Source organism: Methanobacterium sp. (genome assembly GCA_016222945.1).
In the GTDB taxonomy this organism is placed as follows: domain Archaea; phylum Methanobacteriota; class Methanobacteria; order Methanobacteriales; family Methanobacteriaceae; genus Methanobacterium_D.
In genome coordinates this window covers 14798-35294 of the sequence record JACRPY010000006.1, presented here as the reverse complement: position 1 = coordinate 35294, position 20497 = coordinate 14798, and the positions used below count along the sequence as shown (strand labels likewise).

19 protein-coding genes, 1 tRNA gene and 1 other RNA gene are annotated in these 20497 nt (G+C 32.1%); 11 read left to right on the top strand and 10 right to left on the bottom strand.

All coding sequences use genetic code 11. The features are described 5' to 3' along the window. The first annotated feature begins 49 nt into the window (after positions 1-49). From HZC47_09090 to HZC47_09060, 7 genes are all read left to right on the top strand, one after another. On the top strand, positions 50-316 hold the full coding sequence (locus HZC47_09090) for a DUF749 domain-containing protein (protein MBI5681034.1): 267 nt from the start codon (positions 50-52) through the stop codon (positions 314-316). Beyond that, on the top strand, positions 313-840 hold the full coding sequence (locus HZC47_09085; GenBank protein MBI5681033.1) for a DUF2096 domain-containing protein: 528 nt from the start codon (positions 313-315) through the stop codon (positions 838-840). The genes HZC47_09090 and HZC47_09085 overlap by 4 nt, the downstream gene beginning before the upstream one ends. Positions 841-915: 75 nt before the next feature. After that, positions 916-1584 (top strand): metallophosphoesterase, encoded by a 669-nt coding sequence (locus HZC47_09080; GenBank protein ID MBI5681032.1) that lies wholly within the window; start codon positions 916-918, stop codon positions 1582-1584. 526 nt (positions 1585-2110) lie between these two features. Beyond that, complete coding sequence (locus tag HZC47_09075) at positions 2111-3028, top strand: 2-phosphoglycerate kinase (protein MBI5681031.1); 918 nt, start codon at positions 2111-2113, stop codon at positions 3026-3028. Beyond that, complete coding sequence (locus HZC47_09070) at positions 3006-3401, top strand: CBS domain-containing protein (protein MBI5681030.1); 396 nt, start codon at positions 3006-3008, stop codon at positions 3399-3401. The genes HZC47_09075 and HZC47_09070 overlap by 23 nt, the downstream gene beginning before the upstream one ends. A gap of 271 nt (positions 3402-3672) precedes the next feature. Beyond that, positions 3673-3988, top strand: an RNA gene (gene ffs / locus HZC47_09065) — signal recognition particle sRNA. A 98-nt stretch (positions 3989-4086) separates the two neighbouring features. After that, positions 4087-4171, top strand: a tRNA-Ser gene (locus HZC47_09060). A gap of 8 nt (positions 4172-4179) precedes the next feature. Here HZC47_09060 and HZC47_09055 read toward each other — a convergent pair. Next, positions 4180-5235 (bottom strand): RDD family protein, encoded by a 1056-nt coding sequence (locus HZC47_09055; GenBank protein ID MBI5681029.1) that lies wholly within the window; start codon positions 5233-5235, stop codon positions 4180-4182. Between the two features lie 215 nt (positions 5236-5450). Then, a complete protein-coding gene (locus HZC47_09050; GenBank protein MBI5681028.1) occupies positions 5451-5921 on the bottom strand; it encodes a VOC family protein in 471 nt (156 codons plus the stop codon). A gap of 162 nt (positions 5922-6083) precedes the next feature. Between HZC47_09050 and HZC47_09045 the strand changes: the two genes are divergently transcribed. Continuing rightward, on the top strand, positions 6084-6578 hold the full coding sequence (locus HZC47_09045) for a hypothetical protein (protein ID MBI5681027.1): 495 nt from the start codon (positions 6084-6086) through the stop codon (positions 6576-6578). 275 nt (positions 6579-6853) lie between these two features. On the opposite strand, the gene HZC47_09040 is transcribed toward HZC47_09045, so the two are convergent. The 8 genes from HZC47_09040 to HZC47_09005 all read right to left on the bottom strand — a co-directional run bounded on the left by HZC47_09040 (position 6854) and on the right by HZC47_09005 (position 17764). Then, positions 6854-8032 (bottom strand): PLP-dependent aminotransferase family protein, encoded by a 1179-nt coding sequence (locus HZC47_09040; protein ID MBI5681026.1) that lies wholly within the window; start codon positions 8030-8032, stop codon positions 6854-6856. A gap of 86 nt (positions 8033-8118) precedes the next feature. Next, entirely contained in the window at positions 8119-10683 is a 2565-nt protein-coding gene (locus HZC47_09035; protein MBI5681025.1) for a cation-translocating P-type ATPase, read from the bottom strand. Positions 10684-10817: 134 nt separating this feature from the next. Continuing rightward, the gene (locus HZC47_09030) at positions 10818-11720 is read right to left on the bottom strand and encodes a cation transporter (protein ID MBI5681024.1); all 903 of its coding nucleotides are present in this window, start codon (positions 11718-11720) and stop codon (positions 10818-10820) included. Positions 11721-12067: 347 nt separating this feature from the next. Next, positions 12068-13717 carry an AMP-binding protein gene (locus HZC47_09025; protein ID MBI5681023.1) on the bottom strand — a complete coding sequence of 550 codons (1650 nt, stop codon included), beginning with the start codon at positions 13715-13717 and terminating at the stop codon, positions 12068-12070. 26 nt (positions 13718-13743) lie between these two features. Continuing rightward, the gene (locus HZC47_09020; GenBank protein MBI5681022.1) at positions 13744-14154 is read right to left on the bottom strand and encodes an acyl-CoA thioesterase; all 411 of its coding nucleotides are present in this window, start codon (positions 14152-14154) and stop codon (positions 13744-13746) included. A gap of 50 nt (positions 14155-14204) precedes the next feature. Beyond that, positions 14205-14783, bottom strand: a complete 579-nt coding sequence (locus HZC47_09015; protein ID MBI5681021.1) for a cupin domain-containing protein — start codon at positions 14781-14783, stop codon at positions 14205-14207. A 93-nt stretch (positions 14784-14876) separates the two neighbouring features. Then, on the bottom strand, positions 14877-15992 hold the full coding sequence (locus HZC47_09010) for a pyridoxal phosphate-dependent aminotransferase (protein ID MBI5681020.1): 1116 nt from the start codon (positions 15990-15992) through the stop codon (positions 14877-14879). Positions 15993-16201: 209 nt separating this feature from the next. After that, complete coding sequence (locus HZC47_09005) at positions 16202-17764, bottom strand: radical SAM protein (protein MBI5681019.1); 1563 nt, start codon at positions 17762-17764, stop codon at positions 16202-16204. A 108-nt stretch (positions 17765-17872) separates the two neighbouring features. Between HZC47_09005 and HZC47_09000 the strand changes: the two genes are divergently transcribed. From HZC47_09000 to HZC47_08990, 3 genes are all read left to right on the top strand, one after another. Further along, the gene (locus HZC47_09000) at positions 17873-18325 is read left to right on the top strand and encodes a phosphopantetheine adenylyltransferase (GenBank protein ID MBI5681018.1); all 453 of its coding nucleotides are present in this window, start codon (positions 17873-17875) and stop codon (positions 18323-18325) included. A 27-nt stretch (positions 18326-18352) separates the two neighbouring features. Next, positions 18353-18883: an inosine/xanthosine triphosphatase gene (yjjX, locus tag HZC47_08995; GenBank protein ID MBI5681017.1), complete on the top strand. Its 531-nt coding sequence runs from the start codon at positions 18353-18355 to the stop codon at positions 18881-18883. 136 nt (positions 18884-19019) lie between these two features. Further along, a complete protein-coding gene (locus tag HZC47_08990; GenBank protein ID MBI5681016.1) occupies positions 19020-20492 on the top strand; it encodes a hypothetical protein in 1473 nt (490 codons plus the stop codon). The last annotated feature ends 5 nt before the right edge of the window (positions 20493-20497 follow it).

The window sequence follows — 20497 nt, the reverse complement described above, 5'->3', positions numbered from 1 at the left end:
AGAATTATAATATTATTAAGTTTGAAAATTAACAATCTGAGGTGTTTTTATGTTTATTGCTACACTGGTTGGAATATTTAAATTTGAGGAAATACCTCAACAATACGGCCCATTTGTAAGATACAAGGCATCTGTCGAAAATAAAACAATTGATGAGACTGAAGAAATTGCTATTTTAAATATAAGCGGTACTCAAAGCCATCATGTACTGTTCCTAAACTCATACAAAAATATTGAAGAAATAAAAGAAGAATTAAAGCAAGCTGATGCAAAACTTAATTATAACACTAAGAAAATTCTGGAAGGGCATTTATGAACGATTTACCCCTAGAACAAACTTGGCTAATCCTAGTTGAACTTCTAACTGATCTAAGAAAGAATGAAAAACACATTCCAACTGATGTAACTAAAAATGTTAGATTAGCAAAAAGCTCCATTAATTTCTATAAAGCAGACCCCACAAATCCAGAAATGATGAAAGAGCTAAAAAGAATTAATGATTTCCTTAATTTAATACAGGATTCTCTTTTAGACCTTGCTGAAGAAATAGGGGAAGATTATAGCAACAAATGGATTGAAAAGCTTAAAAGAGCTTCAAGAGGAGAAATCGTAATTGAAAAAGAAGATGCTGCACCAAAATTTGTTGTTGGAGCTCCAGCTGGATTTACAACTGTAAGGATCACTTTCAAAGAGCCGATATCTGAAGAAAGACTAAATGATATTGCAGAAGAATATGGTATTATAATGGAATATGAAGAAGACAACATCGTTGCAATTTATGGAGATAAAGATTCTGTTAAAGGAAGTTTAAAAGAGATATCGACATTTTTTAAGGAATAAACTCTAAAAAAATTCAGAATACATCCTATTTTTTGATTATATCATTTTTAAATCTTTTTTTAAGGAGAATAAAACATGAAAATTCTTGCTATAGGTGATTTACATGGTCAATGCCAAAATATTTTAAATTATCTACAAAAAAACGATGTAGATCTAATAATTTTAACCGGAGATATAACCAATTTTGGTCCAGATAAGTTAGGTGAAGAAATATTAAATGAAATCTGCATGTTTGATATCCCTACCCTTGCAATACCTGGTAATTGTGACCAAACATGTATTTATGGAGAAATAGAAAACTCCAACGCCATAAATATACATAACAAAACATTAATTATTAAAAATATAGGCATATGTGGCCTTGGAGGTTCAAATACAACGCCTTTTAACACTCCCCTTGAATTTGCAGAGATGCAAATATATCAAGAGCTTGAAAAATTAATGAAACAAATAGAAACCCAACCTATTAAAATATTAGTTACTCACGCTCCACCATACAACACAAAAACGGATGTTATTCCTTCAGGAGACCATGTAGGAAGTAAAAGCATCCGAAAGATAATAGAAGAGTTTCAACCATCATTAAATCTCTGCGGACATATACATGAAGCTAAAGCAATTGATAAAATAGGGAAAACCATTATAATCAATTCTGGAGAATCTTCACAGGGCCTTGCAAGCATAATAAAAATAAATGAAACTGAAGATAATGTGGAAATAACTCCAAAACTCATTAATCTTTAAATCCATGGAGTTATACAACTTAGAAATTTTTCAAATTAATAGTATAACTATTTAAAGCACTGATCATAAAAATGAACATATAAACAACAGAGAGTTGGCTAAATTATCATTACATAATCTTTTTAAAGACTCATTAAGCTATACGATTTAAAAGTGAATGATTAGTTGATTCTCTGTATTTAAATTAATATATGCCTACCATCCTATTTGAGGTTGAGAAAATCTCTCAAAAATTCGAAGCCTGCGAAAATTGAAAATCAAAGATTTTCAAACTCACAAATGAAATTTGTGAGAATTGATAATTTTCGTGGCATCAAAAATCATAGATTTTTGACAGAATTTTTGGAGCACGAAACCTTCGGTTTCGTAAGCTATGATTTTCGAACATTCGAAATCTTTGATTTCGATATTTGCAAAACCTTTGGTTTTGTAACCGCAACGACTTTCAGTCTTTGCATGCCCCGAACATGTAAATGTTCTATGGCCACAAAAAAATAAAGAATTTTTTTGAGGTGAAAATTTGAAAATGATAATGGTTGAAGGAGAAGTAAGCGGGAAAATATATAGAGAACCATTTTCTAAAGGTGTTTTAGCAAGATCTCTAACTCGAGCAGAAATGGATCCAAACAAAGCATATGAATTTGCATCCCAAATAGAAGATCATTTAAGAAAAGAAGGAATTAAAGTTATTAATTTAGATGATTTGATAGGTATAGTTCGTGGAAAACTGAAAAGAGAAGATGAAGAAATCGCTGAAAAGTATAGGCTTTGGAGAAGTATTCGTAAATGCAGAGAACCGCTCATTATATTAATAGGTGGTGCATCAGGTGTTGGAACATCTTCAATCGCTTTTGAAGTGGCTAATCGGCTGGGAATAAGAAATATGACCAGTACCGATATTATAAGAGAAGTTATGCGTAAAATGGTATCCAAAGAGCTTCTTCCAACCATATTTGAGTCAAGTTACACTGCATATAAATCTTTAAGAATCCCACCGCCGCCAGAACTTGATGAAGTACTTATTGGATTCCGTGATCACGTGGATACGGTGAGCGTGGGCGTTGAAGCCGTTATTGAAAGAGCACTCAAAGAAGGGATAAGTATAGTTATTGAAGGTGTGCATATTGTGCCCGGATTTATAAATGAAGAGTTGGTAAATAAGCACAACGTTGCAATGTTCGTTTTAACATTACAAGACGAAGAAGTTCATAGAGGACGATTCTATTCACGATGCAGACAATTATGGGCCAGAAGACCACTTAAACGATATATGAATTACTTTGGAGCAATAAGAAGAACCCATAAATACTTCGAAAGCCAGGCCCAAAAGTATGATATCCCTGTTATTGAAAATATTGATGTAACAACAACCATCGATTTTATAATAGAAACTCTTACCAAAACTTATGGAAGTGATGAAGATGTTAGAGAAACAGAAAGTTAAAGATGTAATGACAAAAAACGTTATAACCGTTCCCCCAACAGAAGATGTTGTATTTGCCTTTGAAAAGCTCATGAAACACAAAGTAAGTGCATTACCTATTGTTGATAACGGAAAACTTGTAGGCATTGTAACTGCAACTGATCTTGGACATAACTTGATTCTTGACAAATATGCACTGGGAACAACCGTTTCACAGGTAATGGTTACAGATGTGGTCTGCGTAAAACCTGAAGATAGTTTAAATATAGCTGTAGAAAAAATGAAAGAACATGGTGCAGAAGAAGGTATAGTAAATCAATTAGCTGTTGTAGATGGTGATGAACTAAAGGGAATAATCTCTGATGGAGATATCATAAGAGTTATACGCTGTTAATAACTCCAATTTGCTTTTTAAATTTAAATTCTCTACCTCTAAAATTCAATTTCTATTTGGAAAAATTGTTTTTTCTAATTAGATTACTTAAAATAGATAATAAAATAAAAGATATTAAATAGAGCAAATTGTTGTAATCAGTCCTTAACGACATTAAAAATACTCTATTTTAAATAATTAAGTTTAATTTCTAAAAAGAACTGTAAAGAAAGGCATAATATTCAAATAAATTTTTGATCAAAAGGTTCAAATACTATAATAGCGATAACTATGATGGGCTAGACTGGAGGGTCAGGGGTCCTCTGTAAGCGCATATCCCCTATACGGCGCGGTCGAAGTTCAGGAGGCGGCAAGCTGAACGAATACTGGCCCATAATCTCAACGTAGAAACCTCGTCCCGCAGGATTAGTGGTAGCAGGGTTCAGGCTGTAGGGCTTGAATTAATTGCTTTAACCATGGGAACGGGTCAGGTCTGGAAAGAAGCAGCTCTACTGTGGACAGCTGATGCTTGTGGAGCAACGGGGCGGAGTTGGGATTTTGGATAACCAGTTTTCAGGATGTTTGTCCACTCCTGAACACGCCCATTCAATAAAAAGAAATCCTTTTATGGAATCAAAACCAAAACTATTATAAACAATTAAAAACAATCATCTTTTTTACTGAATAATCTTTTTTAAATTCATTTGCCGGGGTGGCCCAGTCTGGTACGGCGTGGGACTGCTAATCCCATGATCCTTTGGATCACGCGGGTTCAAATCCCGTCCCCGGCGTTTAAAATTTATCTATTTAATTTTTCAATGATAACTATTGTTTTAGCGACGGTATCTCCTATTCTTTGGTTTTCATTGGAACGTTTTATCTTTAGTGTACCTAACAAGCCCGGAACTATGTAAGGTATCAAATCCATGAAAAGTAAGATAGTTCTGATGAAACTTTGCTTATAAGTTACTGTTTTTTTGTCTGAGTGATTAACCACTTTCATTGATGATACCATCTTCCCTAAAGTCTGTCCTTGATTGAATGGACCTCCTAATATTACAAAATAGCCAAATACAACAAGAATACTCAAAAAAAATGCGGTCTTTAATATTAAATCATGGCTTACACCATTAAAATCTGAAAAAATAATTGTTAAAACTAGCAATACAAAAAAACACATCAAACTTAAAAATATTCCATCCAATAAAAATGCTAAAAATCTATCATTGGACGATGCAAATGTTATTAAATTGACGCCACATTCAAAACAGAATTTTGCATCATCTTCATTAGTTACATTGCAAGCGGGGCAACGATTAATTTCAGCATAGTTTATTTTAGGTTTTTTATCCTTATTTTCGATTCTAACTTCCTCTGAGATTCTATTCAATTTTTTAAGACCATGATACTTAGAACAAAACTTTATTTCCCCATACTCCTTTTTAATGCTACTTCTAACTACAGACATAGATATTGTAACAACAACGATCATGATCATTAAAATCAGAGCCCATCCAGTAAGTTTTCCAGTCATTCCCAAGTAGATTAAAGCAATTATAGGTAAAAAAACAAGAATACATCCCAACAACAAGCCTATATATTTAAATAAACTTGAGATTTCTTTTTCAGATTCTTTTTTTGTAAAAACAAAATATTTATTGTAACAACCATTTTTATAAAATTCACAATTACAGCAATTATGCCCTCCAAATATGATAGTTACAATTAAAATAATGAAGTAAGCAATAGATACACTGCCATTAATGAAATAAAGAAATATAGCTGCTATTAAAAAATAAATAATAGTTAAGTGACTATATAATTTTACTCTTCGTTCTAATCTCGTTATATTCATATTAAATACTTCCTTAAACCCTTAATTCCAAAAAAATCCATCATTGAGCATTATTGTTATAATTAAATGATTGTTAAGGAGATTCAAGTAATACAATACTCAATTATCGAAAGCAAGATATATATTTTACTACTAATCCTTAAAAAAAGATTATCACAGATAAAGTGACAAAAATAAAAATATCTGTTGAAAATATTTTTAAATTCTTTTAAATCTTATTCTAGAACCATCTGCACAAATTCAACGGGCATGGAAGTCCTTTCTGAAATTTCTTCAACAGAAAGACCGTAAGCCTCGAATCTTTTTATTACAAATTCCAAAGGCTCCCCTACCTCAATAATATAACCATCAAGGTCATAAAAACGCATTACTCTCTGTCCCCATGGCTGTTCTTTGATATTATGCACAAATTTAACATTTAAAGAATTTAAAATGGATTCTAATTCTATAATCTCTTCCGATTCAAAATAAAGTTCCATAAAGTCCTTTGGAGAATCAGTAGTTTTAATGGGTTTAAGTGTTAACTTCTGGAAGTGATCAATGTCGTGTAACGCAAACCCTCCTTTAAATGTAACATTTTCACCGTGATCTATCTCTACTTCCTGTTTTAACACATTTTCATAGAATTCTTTTGACTTTTTAATATCTTTGACCGTTATAAGCGGGCAAATATATTTTATTTCCATTTATATTTCCTCCCTATTACTATAATATTGAATTTAAATATTTAAAAACTTAACTTCCAGATAAGATTTATTTTTAAATATTAGGGAATTTTAACCATATATTTAAATAATTTAACCACAAATACCATTATTTAGATTTAAATTGGGGGTTTAAATATGGAAATGACATATATTTTTTTATTGATAACATTAATTGGAGCTGTTTTACATTTACTTTTGAGTAAATCGCCTAAAACAAAAAATAGAGTTTTTGAAGTATTTTCATTATGGTTTTTATTTATAATGGTGGGAATTGGCTCAATATGGGCATTCGTTGGTCATGTATTCCTGTCAAATACCATTGCTGCGATGATTGGTTGGCCAGCAGGCAATCCATTCCAACTGGAAGTTGGAGTTGCAAATTTATCTTATGGACTTTTAGGAATTCTATGCTTGAAATTCAGGGATAACTTCTGGCTTGCGACCATAATAGCAGTATCTGTATTTTATCTTGGAGCTGCATATATACACATTACAGATATAATGCAAACAGGAAATATTGCACCTGGAAATGCTGGTTTCGCGCTTTATATTGACGTTTTAATTCCAATAATACTTATATGCCTCTTTACAGCGTATAAATTGACCATGGAAAGTGAGCAGCCAAAAAGTTCCTAATTCAAAAACCACCAATATTTTTTTTATTTTTAGCCACTAATTTAATAGTAACTACTTTTTAGTCAGTTAGTATACCCTCAGAATGCACTATACTTTTTAAGATAGATGCTGCATTCAGTTAATTGGTTTATTGATTCATTATTTAATTGCTTGATTGTTTTAAATATCTAATAAATTACCCTTCCATTAATTAAATTAGATGCAAAAGTTTTGGTATAATCTCATTTTATTAATTATCCTAAAAAAGAATTATAAATCGGTTTATAAATAAAATATTATTTACCCATTAACTCATAAATAGCCTTTCCTAACCTTTTTATACCTTCTTCAATCTTTTCCTCATTAGAATTGGAGAAATTAAGCCTTAAAGTGTTATTTCCACTTCCATCAGCAAAAAATGCCTTGCCAGGGACAAAAGCAACATTTTCTTTTATTGCAATGTCAAACAGATCAAGAGAAGATAAACCTTCTGGAAGAGTTACCCATAAAAACATTCCTCCCTCCGGCTTTGTATAGTTAACATCATCTGGAAAATGCTGTTCTATCATTTTAACCATTAGATTTCTCTGTTTTTTATACATTTTTTTTATTTTTTCAATATGTTCATCCACATCATTGTCAATTAAGTATTGATAAACAACTCTTTGGGTAAAATAATTAGAATGCAGGTCTGAAGCCTGTTTTGCTATGATTATTTTGTCCATTATCTCTTTATTAGCTACTATCCATCCTAACCTCATTCCAGGAGATACTATCTTTGAAAAAGAGCCTAAAAGTATCCCATCTTCAAGATATGATTTAACTGGAGGTATATCCTCGCCCATAAACCGTATTTCTCCATAAGGGTTGTCTTCTACAAAGATGGTATCTGTATTTTGGAGTATTTCAGCTACTTGTTGTCTTTTTTCCTTAGAATAGGTTATTCCAGTTGGATTCTGGAAATTTGTAACTGAATAGAAAATTTTGATTTTATTTTCGTCTAATACTCTCTGAAATGCATTAATATCTGCTCCATCTTCAAGTAAAGGTACAGATTTAAATTTTGGCTCGAATAATCCAAATGATTGTATTGCAGCAAGATATGTTGGTTTTTCAACCAAAACATTATCACCTTTATTTAAAAAAACTTTGCTTATTAAGTCAATCCCCTGTTGTGAGCCATTGGTAATCAAAATTTCATCTGCATGAACCATTAAACCTTCTTTTGCATATCTTTGAGCTATATACTCTCTAAGTGGTAGATATCCTTCTGTTGTGCTGTATTGAAGAACTTCTTCACCATTTTCAGACAGAACTTTAGATACTACTTCCTTTATTTCTGTTACTGGAAATGATTTAGGGTTGGGTAGGCCTCCACCAAATGATATGATGTTGGGGTCTTCTGTAACCTTTAATATTTCCCTTATAAATGATTTGTGAACTTTATTCATTCTATCTGCAAATAAATTCTTCATTTAATCACCTTTTAATTTACTTATTTTAAAACTTAAAAAAGTTAATTGACCCTCATATTATTTCAAATATATCTCCAAGTATATATTCACAGCCTACCTACCATTTTTAAGGCCTCAAACCACAGAATACTTATAATTCCTGCTATTAAACAAACTATCAAGTCGTTTAAATGTAATACACTGAAACCAAAGAGATTACGCAGTGGTTCCACATATAAGACCAATCCCAGGAATAACAATGCTCCGCCAATTACCCACCATAATGCTTTGTTTGGAGAATTTAATGTGGAAAAAATGGTTCTTGACCATGAACGGTTTGTTAATATCAATCCAAGATTAGCCACGATTAAAGTGGTGAAACTTAATGCACGGGCTTCCATATCGCCCTGCCCATTATATAATGCCCATAAATAAACACTTAAAACTATTATAAGCACGCTTACTCCTTGTAAAATACTCAAACTAATAATTTTTCTATCAAACAATGGTTCTTTCATACTGCGTGGCGGACGATTCATTATATTTGCCTCAGCAGGCTCTGCTTCAAATACAATAGAGCATGCAGGATCAATTATTAGTTCTAGAAAAACGATTTGAACTGGTAAAAGAACTAGAGGCATGTTAAAAATCACTGGAATTAGCGACATACCTATAATTGGAATATGAACTGCAAAAATATATGCAATAGCCTTTTTTAAATTATCAAATATTCTTCTTCCCATTTTTACAGCATCTACTATGGATGAAAAGTCGTCATTAAGTAATACAAGTGAAGATGCTTCTCTTGCTACATCAGTGCCCCTATCCCCCATGCTTATCCCGATTTGTGCTGATTTTAGTGCTGGTGCATCATTTACACCATCTCCTGTCATTACTACTACTTCATTATTTAATTTGAGGGCATTTACAAGGCGTAATTTTTGTTCAGGCACAACTCTTGCAAATATATTTACATTTTTTACCCTTTCTTGGAGCTTAGAATCATCTATACTATCCAGTTCCTGTCCAGTTATAATTTCATCTCGTGATGTAAGTCCTATTTCTTGAGCAATCTTTTTTGCAGTCCCTGGATAGTCTCCAGTGATCATTACCACCCTTATACCTGCATCATGACATTCTTTGATTGCATTTGGTACACCTGGCCTTACAGGGTCTATAAATCCAATAAGTCCTAAAAATTCAAATTTAAAATCATGTTGTTTAATAGGTAAGTCTATTTGTTTAAAATCTGCTTTGGCTACAGCTATTATCCTTAAACCATCGCCTGCCATTGATTTTATGTTTTTTAACATTTTTTGAGTTTGTGTTTGGTTTAAGTGGCATAAATCAGCAATCGCTTCAGGAGCACCTTTCGATGCAATAATATAATCTTCACCATCAGGCGATTTCCAGACATGAGACATAGCTAACAGTTCTTGAGATAACGGATATTCACGTACTATTGTCCAATCATCATGTAAATGCTCAGTATCTGATAATGTATCTTTTCCAAGTTTTTTTAAGGCTTTTTCCATTGGATCGAAGGGATCTCTGTGGCTCGCCAGTATGCTGAACTCCACAATTTCATGGAAGTTTTCGGGAAGTGAATCCTGTTCATCCAAATTCACATCAAAAAAATCGCTATTTGCAAATATTTTACTAACTGACATCTGATTTACAGTGAGAGTACCTGTTTTATCTACACATAATACCGTAGCTGATCCAAGAGCTTGTATTGCCTGTGATCTCCTTGTAAGCACTTTTTTTTGTGATATACGCCATGCTCCAAGGGCAAGAAAAACAGTAAGTACTACTGGAATTTCTTCAGGTAAAATTGCCATTGCCAGAGTTATACCTGCTAAAAATCCATTAAGCCAATCCAATCGTGTAAAACCATATATAATAACTACTGCAGCACAAAGAAACACCCCTAAAATTGCGAAGTTTTTAACCAGTTTACGGGTTTCTTTTTGTAATGATGTGTCTTCATCTTCCAATGTTTCTAATCTTCTACCGATTTTACCCATCTCTGTGTATAAACCAGTGCTTTGTACTTGAGCTATTCCCTGACCCTGCACAATGAGTGTACCTGAATAAACCGATGGTAATCCTTCTCCACCAGGAGGATGCATGTCCATAACTCCGCCACATGGCACTTTACGTACAGGAACAGCTTCGCCTGTAAGTAATGATTCATTTATTAGAAGATGAGTGCATGAAAGGACTACTGCATCTGCAGGCACTCTATCACCTTCTTCTAAAATTAAAATATCGTCTCTAACCACTTCACGTCCGGGAATCCTCTTTTTTTGGCCTTCGCGAATTACTAATGCACGTGGGCTTGATAAATCTCGAAGCGCCTCTAATGTGCGTTCTGTTTTACGTTCCTGATAAAATGTGATTCCAATTATAACAAAAACAAATCCAAGGAGCATTAAAGCCTCTTCAAGACTTCCAAGAAAGAGATATATTGTTCCACTGGCAATTAAAAGCAGAAACATTGGTTCACGGACTACTTCCAGTAAAATAGTAGTTATGCCTCTTTTTTTGGTTGAAGGTAGTTCATTGTATCCTTCTTCCTTTATTTTAAGGATTACTTCATCATTTGAAAGTCCAGAGATGTTTTTGACATCAAGGTCATCTATCACTTTATCTCTCCATATACTGTCCATTTTTTAATTTAATCAACGCTATGAGTAAATGTCCACAATCTTAGATGAATGACTATTCACATGATCATATATAAAATTATTGGATTTCCGCCCGGCCAGATTAAAAAATTAAACCTCATTTAAGCACTTTTTATTCATTTATCTACACAATATACTTCATCTTCCACATCAGGACAAATATGAACCGTGACCATAGATACAATCTCAACGTCTTCAATTACCTTTTTTTCCACATTATGTGCTATTTCATGAGCTTCTTTTAAACTTAAATCTTCTGTTACAGTAACATGGAGTTCAACAGATGCATACGGCCCTAAATAATTGATTCTAACATTATGAACACCTAACGCGCCGTTAATATATAAAGCTGACTTTTGAATGTTGTCCAAGATTTCTTTTGAGGGAACTGTTCCTAATATATTATTTATATTTTCTCTGCCCACATCAAATGCTGTTTTTAAAACCATTATTGCAATAAAAATAGCTACTATTGGGTCTAAAATAGGAAATCCTAACTGCGCCCCAATTACACCTACAAATATGGCTGCACTGGAAAATATGTCCACTTTTTGGTGCTGTGCGTCTGCAATTATTGCAGGGCTGTTTATTTTTTTACCTGTTTTCATGATATATGTGGTCATTACAAAATTAACAAACACTCCAACAAGGGCCATTACAGCTGCAATTGTTTCTGGCGGAGTAATCGGACCTCCTAAAAGAACTTTTTTGTAAACTTCAGATAATATCTCAAATGCAATGATCCCTAGAAATACAACAATAACCAATCCCACAAGAGGCTCCGCTCTTCCATGTCCGTAAGGATGCAGTTTGTCTGGAGGTTTTAAGCTAATTCTAAATCCAATGAATGTTATTATGGAAGTTAAAATGTCAGAAAACGTGTGGGCTGCTTCTGCAATAAGTGCTGTACTTCCAGATAAAATTCCCACAACAAAGTTGAAAATAGTTAGCCCAACATTTCCGAATATTGCAATTAAAACTGCTCTTCGACCTAATTTCTTTCTCTCTTCAATATTCAATCTAATTTCTCCAATAAACATTATAAATTTATCAAATAGTTTAAGCTTTGATATATTTATTTGTTTTGAATTAAATTATGATGTCAAAATAATATTGCCGTTAAAATAAGTTGAATACATCTATTCCCCTGCACTGACCAATGGAGATGCCTGGATATAAATAATCCGTCAGTGCAGAGAATACAATGTTATTTATTGATATAATATGTATTAAATGTTTTCATTTTTTTAAGAGATGATCAAATTAAGAAAATAGAAAAAATAGGTATAATAAATAAGATCAACACATTTTGAGTTATTTTATTTGAAAATATCTTAATAAATACCATATTTCCTTAATTAAAAATTTATTCTTCATCTAATCTACTTTTAAGAAGCTCCACTGCATCTTCACGTAGTTTAAATTTTTGTATTTTCCCACTTGCAGTAAGTGGAAATTCATCAACAAAGAAAACATGTTTAGGTACTTTAAAGCGTGCCATTTTTGCGATTCCATAATCCCTAACATCTTCTTCGCAAATATCGGCATCCTCCTCCAATATAACAAATGCACCTACAATTTCGCCGTATTTTTCATCAGGAATCCCCACAACTTGCACATCCTTAACTCCCGGCATCGTATAATAAAATTCTTCTATTTCACGAGGGTAAATATTTTCTCCGCCCCTAATAATCATATCTTTGATTCGTCCCACAATTGTGTAATTACCCTCTTCGTCTACTGTAGCTAAATCTCCACTGTGAAGCCATCCATCCTTATCAATTGTTTCTGCAGTCTTTTCAGGCATTTTATAGTATCCTTTCATAACATTGTAGCCTCGACTACAAATCTCACCAACTTTTCCTGGTCCAATATCTTCACCTGTTTCTGGATCGACTAATTTAACCTCACATTCAGGTAGTTTTCTTCCCACAGTTTCCACCTTTATTTCCACTGGATCATCTACACTTGTCTGTGTAAATCCCGGAGAACCTTCAGTAAGGCCGTAGACAATAGTTACATCTTTCATGTACATATCTTTCATTACTTTTTTCATGGCCTCTATTGGACATGTGGAACCAGCCATTATACCTGTTCTAAGAGACGATAGATCAAACATATCAAACATTGGATGTGAGAATTCAGCAATGAACATTGTTGGAACACCATAAAGTGATGTGCACTTCTCTTTTTGAACTGCTGCAAGAACCATTAATGGATCGAACTGTTCAAGCATTACATGAGTTGCACCATGAGTTAATATTGCCATAACCCCCAGAGTAATCCCGAAACAGTGAAATAATGGCACAGGTAAACAGACCCTATCTTCTTCTGTATACTTCATCCTTTCTCCAATGTAATATCCATTATTAATGATATTTTTATGGGAAAGCATAACTCCTTTAGGGAAACCAGTTGTCCCTGATGTATATTGCATGCAAACTACATCATCACTGTTGAAAGTCTTTTTAATATCTGAAAGTATTTTATCGTCAGTATGTTTTCCAAGGAGCAGTAATTCATTGGTATTATAAAGTCCTCGGTGCTTTTCTGGACCAACAAAGATTACATTTTTGAGATAAGAATATTCTCTGCTACTTAGATTACTCCTATTACTTGTTTTAAGCTCTGGAACAAGCTCATATAATATATCTAAGTAATTTACATCCCTAAATCCATCTGTTATTGCAATGGCTTTCATATCTGATTGTTTTAAAACATAATCCAGTTCATGACTTTTATAGGATGTATTTACAGTTACAAGAACTGCACCTATTTTTGCAGTAGCAAAAAAGAATGTGAGCCAATCCGGGACATTAAGAGCCCACATTCCCACATGATCACCTTTTGTTATTCCAATAGAAAGCATTCCCTTTGCAAGCATATTAACACGTTCATCAAATTGCTTATATGTAAAGCGAAGGTCTCTATCTGGATAAACAACAAATTCCCTATCTGGATCCTTTTCTACCATTTTTTCAAGGAAATCACCAATTGTATCTTCTGTAAAAAGCATTTAAATCCCCTTTATTTTTTTATTATTTATTTTTTATCTTCAATTATTAAATGTTCCTTTAATTGAGCTCTTATATCATCTGGAATTGGCATAGTATTTTGATTTAGAAAATCATAGTGTACAAGAACGGCTTTCCCTTTAGCCTTAAGCTTTTCATCTTGCCATGCCTCATGTCCAATTATAAAGGATGTGTTTCCAATATGTGTTATGTAACTTCTAATTTCGACATCGTGCCCATAGTACATCTGACCTAAGTAATCAAATTCTGTTCTAACAAGGATTAATTTCCAGTTCTCATAGTTTAAATCGAGATCTGGTGTAAACATTCGAAATATAGGGTTTCTTCCAACTTCAAACCATTCTACAAGTGCTATGTTGTTTATGTGGCGGAGTCCGTCAGCGTCCCCAAATCTTGGTGTTACTTTCTCTATAAACATTTTTAAATTCACTTCCACTTTGAATAGCTAATTAACATTTTATTACCTTTTTAAAAGGGTGTGTAAACAATTGCAAGTATTTTTGCATCTTGTTTTCCATAAGTATGTAAATCATGAGGTACAATTGAATCATAATAAATACTATCGCCTGCTGAAAGCAAATAACTGTCCTGACCGTATAATATCTCAATTTCCCCGTTAATAACATAAATAAATTCTTCTCCTTCATGTGAAGAAAGTTTATACTCTTCTGTTTCATGTGGATGAACATCAATAATAAAAGGTTCCATATGCCTATCTGCTTTTCCTGAAGCCAGCGAATAGAAATCAAGAGCACTTGTATCCGGATGATCCTCTTTTCCTGAAAAATGAATCACATGATTCGATTTACCCGATTTTACCATTATAGGTCCTGTTTGAGGGGCATCATCGAGAAAAGTACCTAATCTAACTCCCAATACCCTTGCAATTTTTATTAATGGTGTTAATGAAGGAATTAAATCCCCACTTTCGATACTTTCTATAATTTCACTACTACAATGGCTTTTTGAAGCCAATTCCTCAACAGACATTTCATTGTTTTCTCTTATTTGTTTGATTTTGTTTCCAAGTTGGTTTTCCTCTGCCATTTTCAAACTTCTCCCTATTCCTTTTTAAAGAATTTAAATATTAGTTGATCCTTATTTTTTGAAATACTTATTTGGATTGTAATTAAATTATAATTAAATTTTTATTGTTTCTAATTTATTCATAGCTTCAACTAATTTATCATATGAAGTAGCGTATGATATTCTAAAGTGGTTTTCTCCACATTTTCCGAATCCACTGCCATTAACAATTATAACTCCCTTTTTTATGGATTCATTTACAAATTTAACTGAATTTTGGACTTTTGGAAACACGTAAAATGCACCTTTAGGTTTTTTAAGTGATATTCCCATTTCATTCAATCTTTTTACAACCAGGTCACGTCGCTTTCTAAATTCATTTAACATCTCAGCTACACAATTTTGAGGTCCATTTAATGCTTCAAGTCCTGCTATTTGTGATAAAGAACTTGCACATGCAGCATTATACTGATGTATCTTAATCATTTCCTCAATTATCTCCTGTTTTGCAGCCACGTACCCTATTCTAAATCCGGTCATTGCATATGTTTTTGAAAAGCCATTTATAGTTATTGCGTTGTCAGTATACTTTCCAGGACTATGATGTTTCCCTTCATAAATTATTTTCTCATAAATTTCGTCAGATATCAAAAATATACCCTTATCTTCTGCAATTTCACTAATTCCTTTTATATCCTCTTTTTTCATGACACTTCCAGTTGGATTTGCAGGAGAATTCAAAATTATTGCCTTTGTTTTATCCGTAATGTTGTCAAGTACATTTTCTGCCGTCATTCTAAATTCATTCTCTTCTTGAAGTTCAACTGGAACCATTCTACCTTCTGCAAGCTTTACACATGGATCATAAGAAAGGAATCCAGGATCAGGAATTAAAACCTCATCTCCTCTATTTACTATGGCTTGAAGAGCTATGTGCAGGGCTTCGCTGGCCCCAACGGTGACAATAATTGATTCTGGATCAGCTTTTACACCATTTTCACGATCCAATTTAGAAGATATAGCTTCTCTAAGCTCTAAAATACCTTTATTTGGAGTATAATGAGTAAAACCTTCATCTAATGCAATTTTTACTGCTTCTCTTATATGATATGGTGTGTCAAAGTCAGGTTCTCCAAGACTTAAATTTATGGCATCTTCCAAATTAAGATCGAACATTTTTCTTATTTCTGAAAGCTGTATTGATTCACATCTTTTGGCTGGTTGAAACATTATTATTACCACTCTTTTACTTTAAACCATCTAATGAACTATATTTAAAAATAGGGCCATTTTTATCTGTTTTTATATTTCAAATATAGTTTTATGTACACTTGTAGTTTGTATCATATCTGTTTTTATCTTTGAATTTTATAAATTTAAGGGATAAATATAAAAAAATAATTTTATGGATTTAAAACTAAAATTAAGAGATTTCCAGATTATGAATTAAGTTTATCACATGCTCCACATTCATAACATCCAAAAGTTTCACACCATGGAGTTATATCTCCCTTTAACGCCTTTTGATATTCATTCTTTAAAAATTTCGAACCAACACCAACATCTATATTTTTCCAAGGCAAATAATCATTTAAATCCCGTTTAATTTTAATATTTTTCCATTCCCCAAATTTAAATTTCTTTTTGTAAGTTTTTTCAATTAAATCACCTATTTCAACATCCCCAACAGATAATACATGCTGTATGTGGGCTCCTTTTAAATCCTCAATCTTTAAATTAATATTTTTTAAATTCTGATTTAAATAATCATATTTCACATTTAAATCATCAAAATCAAATTTTTCCCATTGAAATGGAGTATGGGGCTTGGGAATAAATGAATTTACGCTGATTCTAATCGCATTTTTCTTTTTGGTCATTTTATTCAAATTTTTTATATATTCAACAATTTTGTAAACATCTTCAGTGGTTTCTGTTGGTAAACCCACTAAAAAATAGAGTTTTACATTCATATTTCTTTTAAATGCCATTTCCATGACTTTATAAATGTCTGAATCAGTTATAGGTTTATTTAGAACTGTTCTAAGTTTCCAAGTTGATTCTGGAGCTATGGTTATAGTTTTAAGCCCGCTTCCATGCAAAATATCCAGCAAATTCTCTGTTATTGATTCTATTCTCATGGAAGGACTTGTAATTTTAAATCCCCTCTCAAGCAAGCCTTCACATAGTTCTTCTATTTTTGAATACCCTGAAACATCAGCACCAATAAGTGCGACTTTTTCAAATCCTGTAGCTTTTATACCTTTTTCTGCAACTTTAAACAATTTTTTAAGGGGTGTTTCCCTTCGAGGTCTATAAATACATCCTGCCATGCAAAATCTACAACCCCTTGTGCATCCCCGCGAAACTCCCAGGAGAAATGCATCCTTAAATGCAGGAACAAATCTTTTATCATCGGTTTTTGGGACAATTTGCCTTATCGGATGGCATGCATTGTCCATATCATTAACAATAACCATTTTTGCAGGATTATCCGGCACATAAACTCCATCTATATCCAAAAACGCGTCTATTTCTTTTTTAGGATTGTCAAGTTCCATATATTTATCTATTACTTCGTCCAGAACTGCTTCAGCCTCTCCAATAACAAAAAGATCGATGAATTTGCTCATAGGTAATGGGTTTGAGCTTGCACAAGGCCCACCAGCAATTATAAACGGATCATCAGCATTTCTATTATCTTTTTGAATATTAATTCCAGATTTATCTAACATTTTAAGCACATTAAAATAATCCTGTTCATATTGAAGGGAAAAACTGACAATATCAAATTCAGAGAGCTTTGTATTTGATTCTAAGCTTTCAATATAGGGATAAACCACTCTTTCACAGTATATATCTTCCCTTGAATTTAGGAAATCATATATAATATGAAAACCAAGTGAGGACATTGCTGCTTTATAAAGGTTAGGATAACAGGATGCAAACCTTAAATCCACTTTTCTTGGATTTTTTATCACTACATTTTGCTCAGTTAGCATAATGTATAATTTAATTTAAAGCATAAATAACAATATCTAAAATAATTTTTGAAAAAATCATTTTTAATAAATGATTATAACAATTATACGAATTAACAGGTTAAATAAATGAAATTTGATAAAGTAGCTGTTGGCGGGACATTCGATAGATTTCACAAAGGCCATGAAAAATTAATAACTAAAGCATTTAGCATTGGCAATAATGTACTAATAGGCGTTACTTCTGATGAATTTGGAGGAGAAAAAGGCCTTATTGACCCTTGTTCAATGAGAATGTCTGGCCTGGAACAATTTTTAAAGAAATTCAAATCACAATATACTGTTGCAAAATTAGAAGAACCTTACGGACCAACAATTTATGACCATTCTATTGATGCAATTGTCGTGAGCCGCGAAACCAAGCCCACAGCAGATAAAATTAATGAAATACGGGTTGAAAAAGGAATGAAACCCCTTGAAATTTTCATTATTGACTGGGTACTTGCAGATGATGGAAAACCAATTTCATCAACACGAATAAGGAAAGGAGAAATAGACAGAGACGGTAAAGTACTGAAATAATCAATTCAGTTTTTAGAAGTTGATAGCATGAATGTTGTTGTAGGATCTAAAAACCCAGTAAAAGCCAATGCTACTAAAAATATTTTAAATAAAATTTATGGCAAAGTAAACATTGTATCAGTCGATGCAGACTCCCAAGTGCCCCATCAACCATTTGGAAAGGAAGAAACCATCCAAGGAGCTATAAACCGTGCAAAAAATGCATACTCTGATGATTTTAACTTGAGTATAGGTATTGAATCTGGTTTAATGGAAACACCAAATTCAATAACAGGTTACATTGATTTACAGTGGTGTGCTATATTTGATGGAGAAAAAATTACTTTAGGAGTAAGTGCTGGTTTTGAATATCCTCCTGACGTAATTGAAGAGGTTTTAAAGGGTGTTGAAGTGGGAGATGTGATGGATAAAGTAACTGGTGTAGATAGACTGGGGCAAAAAACAGGTGCTGTTAGTTATCTTTCAAAAGGAATGCTTGATCGAACAGGAAATACAGAGCAGTGCGTTTTAATGGCCATGATCCCAAGGATGAATGAGAGGATTTATTTTAATAAATAAAAATTAACTTTAATACAAGTTCTGTGATATAATGACTATAATTAACTTTAAACTAAAAAATAATAGTGATATACTCTTTGTTCTAATTTTTTATTTGTTTTTTGGGTTACTTTTAATAAACAGTTGTCAATATATTTTGAATTCTGATGGTATTTCTTATATAACTATTGCTCAAAAATATATTAATGGAGACTTTATAAATGCAATTAATGGATACTGGGGTCCCCTTTTATCATGGCTTTTGATTCCATTATTACAATTTAGTTCAAGTCCCCAATCTTCAGTTTATTTAATGAAAATACTCTCTTTGATCACCGGATTTTTTACTATAATTGGAATAAGATTACTAATAAACAATTTTGAAATAGAAAAAACAATTAAAACTGCAATAGTATTCTCTCTAATCCCAACAATCTTATATTTTTCATTTTTTATAACTACTCCTGATTTATTAATTACATGCACAATTGTATATTACCTATATTTCATATTTAGCCCTAACTACTGTAATAACCTATTAATGGGAATTTTATGCGGATTAAGTGGAGCATTATCTTATTTAAGTAAGAGTTACGCTTTAGCTTTCTTTTTAACCCATTTTATTATATTTAATCTATTTTTTTATTTTCAAAGTGAAAATAAAAAAAAACATGCTACCATACTTAAAAATCTTTTTTTAGGTTTGCTAATATTTTTTACAGTAAGCGGATTGTGGATTGGTTTAATTAGTGATAAATATGATAAACTAACAATTGGAACCGCAGGAGAATATAATTATAATTTTGTAGGTCCAGAGTCAAATGGCCATTATGATTACTACATGGGCCTTGTTAAACCCCCAAATGAATCTGCAGTTAGCTCATGGGAAGATCCTTCTTACTTTAAAATGGAATCATGGAGTCCTTTTGAATCATGGGATTATTTAAAGTTTCAAATGAAAATTATTTTAGATAATATACTTAAAATCATTAATATATTCGAATTATTTTCTATATTTTCAATTATAATTATAATTACTGCAATTATACTGCTTTTCAAATCAGGTTCTAATACTCTAGACAAAAACAAAATAATTTATTTATTAACCACCATATTATTATATTCTGGAGGATATAGCTTAATTTTTGTTGAAACACGATATTTATGGTTAATTGATATTTTATTATTAATTACAGGAGGTTATGTACTTAGCCTGCTGTTTAAAATGAATTTTCTAAATAAAACTCAAAAAAATATTTTAATAGTATTTTTAATCCTTTCATTCATAATAACGCCAATTAGTGGCTTAATCCAAGATTTAAATGCCGGAGAAAAAATATATGATTTAAGTGTGAACTTAAAAAAAGATAATAATTTACATGGTAATTTAGCATCTAATAAAAATTGGGTAATATCCAATAGCATAGCATTTTATACTGGTACTAAATATTTTGGAATGACTAAAAAAACGGATGATTATACAAAATTAAAAACTGAAATTGAAGAGAATAATATCAATTATTACATGGTTTGGGGCGAATCAAACGAAAATTTTTATTTATCTAAATTTTATAAAGAAATGACCAATGGGACTATAAAAGGTCTAAAAATTTATTCTATAACCACTTAATATAT

Bases quoted from the DNA above. Each gene is read 5' to 3' on its own strand.
- HZC47_09090 (MBI5681034.1), top strand. From the start codon at position 50: ATGTTTATTGCTACACTGGTTGGAATATTTAAATTTGAGGAAATACCT.
- HZC47_09085 (MBI5681033.1), top strand. From the start codon at position 313: ATGAACGATTTACCCCTAGAACAAACTTGGCTAATCCTAGTTGAACTT.
- HZC47_09080 (MBI5681032.1), top strand. From the start codon at position 916: ATGAAAATTCTTGCTATAGGTGATTTACATGGTCAATGCCAAAATATT.
- HZC47_09075 (MBI5681031.1), top strand. From the start codon at position 2,111: ATGATAATGGTTGAAGGAGAAGTAAGCGGGAAAATATATAGAGAACCA.
- HZC47_09070 (MBI5681030.1), top strand. From the start codon at position 3,006: ATGTTAGAGAAACAGAAAGTTAAAGATGTAATGACAAAAAACGTTATA.
- HZC47_09055 (MBI5681029.1), bottom strand. From the start codon at position 5,235: ATGAATATAACGAGATTAGAACGAAGAGTAAAATTATATAGTCACTTA.
- HZC47_09050 (MBI5681028.1), bottom strand. From the start codon at position 5,921: ATGGAAATAAAATATATTTGCCCGCTTATAACGGTCAAAGATATTAAA.
- HZC47_09045 (MBI5681027.1), top strand. From the start codon at position 6,084: ATGACATATATTTTTTTATTGATAACATTAATTGGAGCTGTTTTACAT.
- HZC47_09040 (MBI5681026.1), bottom strand. From the start codon at position 8,032: ATGAAGAATTTATTTGCAGATAGAATGAATAAAGTTCACAAATCATTT.
- HZC47_09035 (MBI5681025.1), bottom strand. From the start codon at position 10,683: ATGGACAGTATATGGAGAGATAAAGTGATAGATGACCTTGATGTCAAA.
- HZC47_09025 (MBI5681023.1), bottom strand. From the start codon at position 13,717: ATGCTTTTTACAGAAGATACAATTGGTGATTTCCTTGAAAAAATGGTA.
- HZC47_09020 (MBI5681022.1), bottom strand. From the start codon at position 14,154: ATGTTTATAGAGAAAGTAACACCAAGATTTGGGGACGCTGACGGACTC.
- HZC47_09015 (MBI5681021.1), bottom strand. From the start codon at position 14,783: ATGGCAGAGGAAAACCAACTTGGAAACAAAATCAAACAAATAAGAGAA.
- HZC47_09010 (MBI5681020.1), bottom strand. From the start codon at position 15,992: ATGTTTCAACCAGCCAAAAGATGTGAATCAATACAGCTTTCAGAAATA.
- HZC47_09005 (MBI5681019.1), bottom strand. From the start codon at position 17,764: ATGCTAACTGAGCAAAATGTAGTGATAAAAAATCCAAGAAAAGTGGAT.
- HZC47_09000 (MBI5681018.1), top strand. From the start codon at position 17,873: ATGAAATTTGATAAAGTAGCTGTTGGCGGGACATTCGATAGATTTCAC.
- yjjX (MBI5681017.1), top strand. From the start codon at position 18,353: ATGAATGTTGTTGTAGGATCTAAAAACCCAGTAAAAGCCAATGCTACT.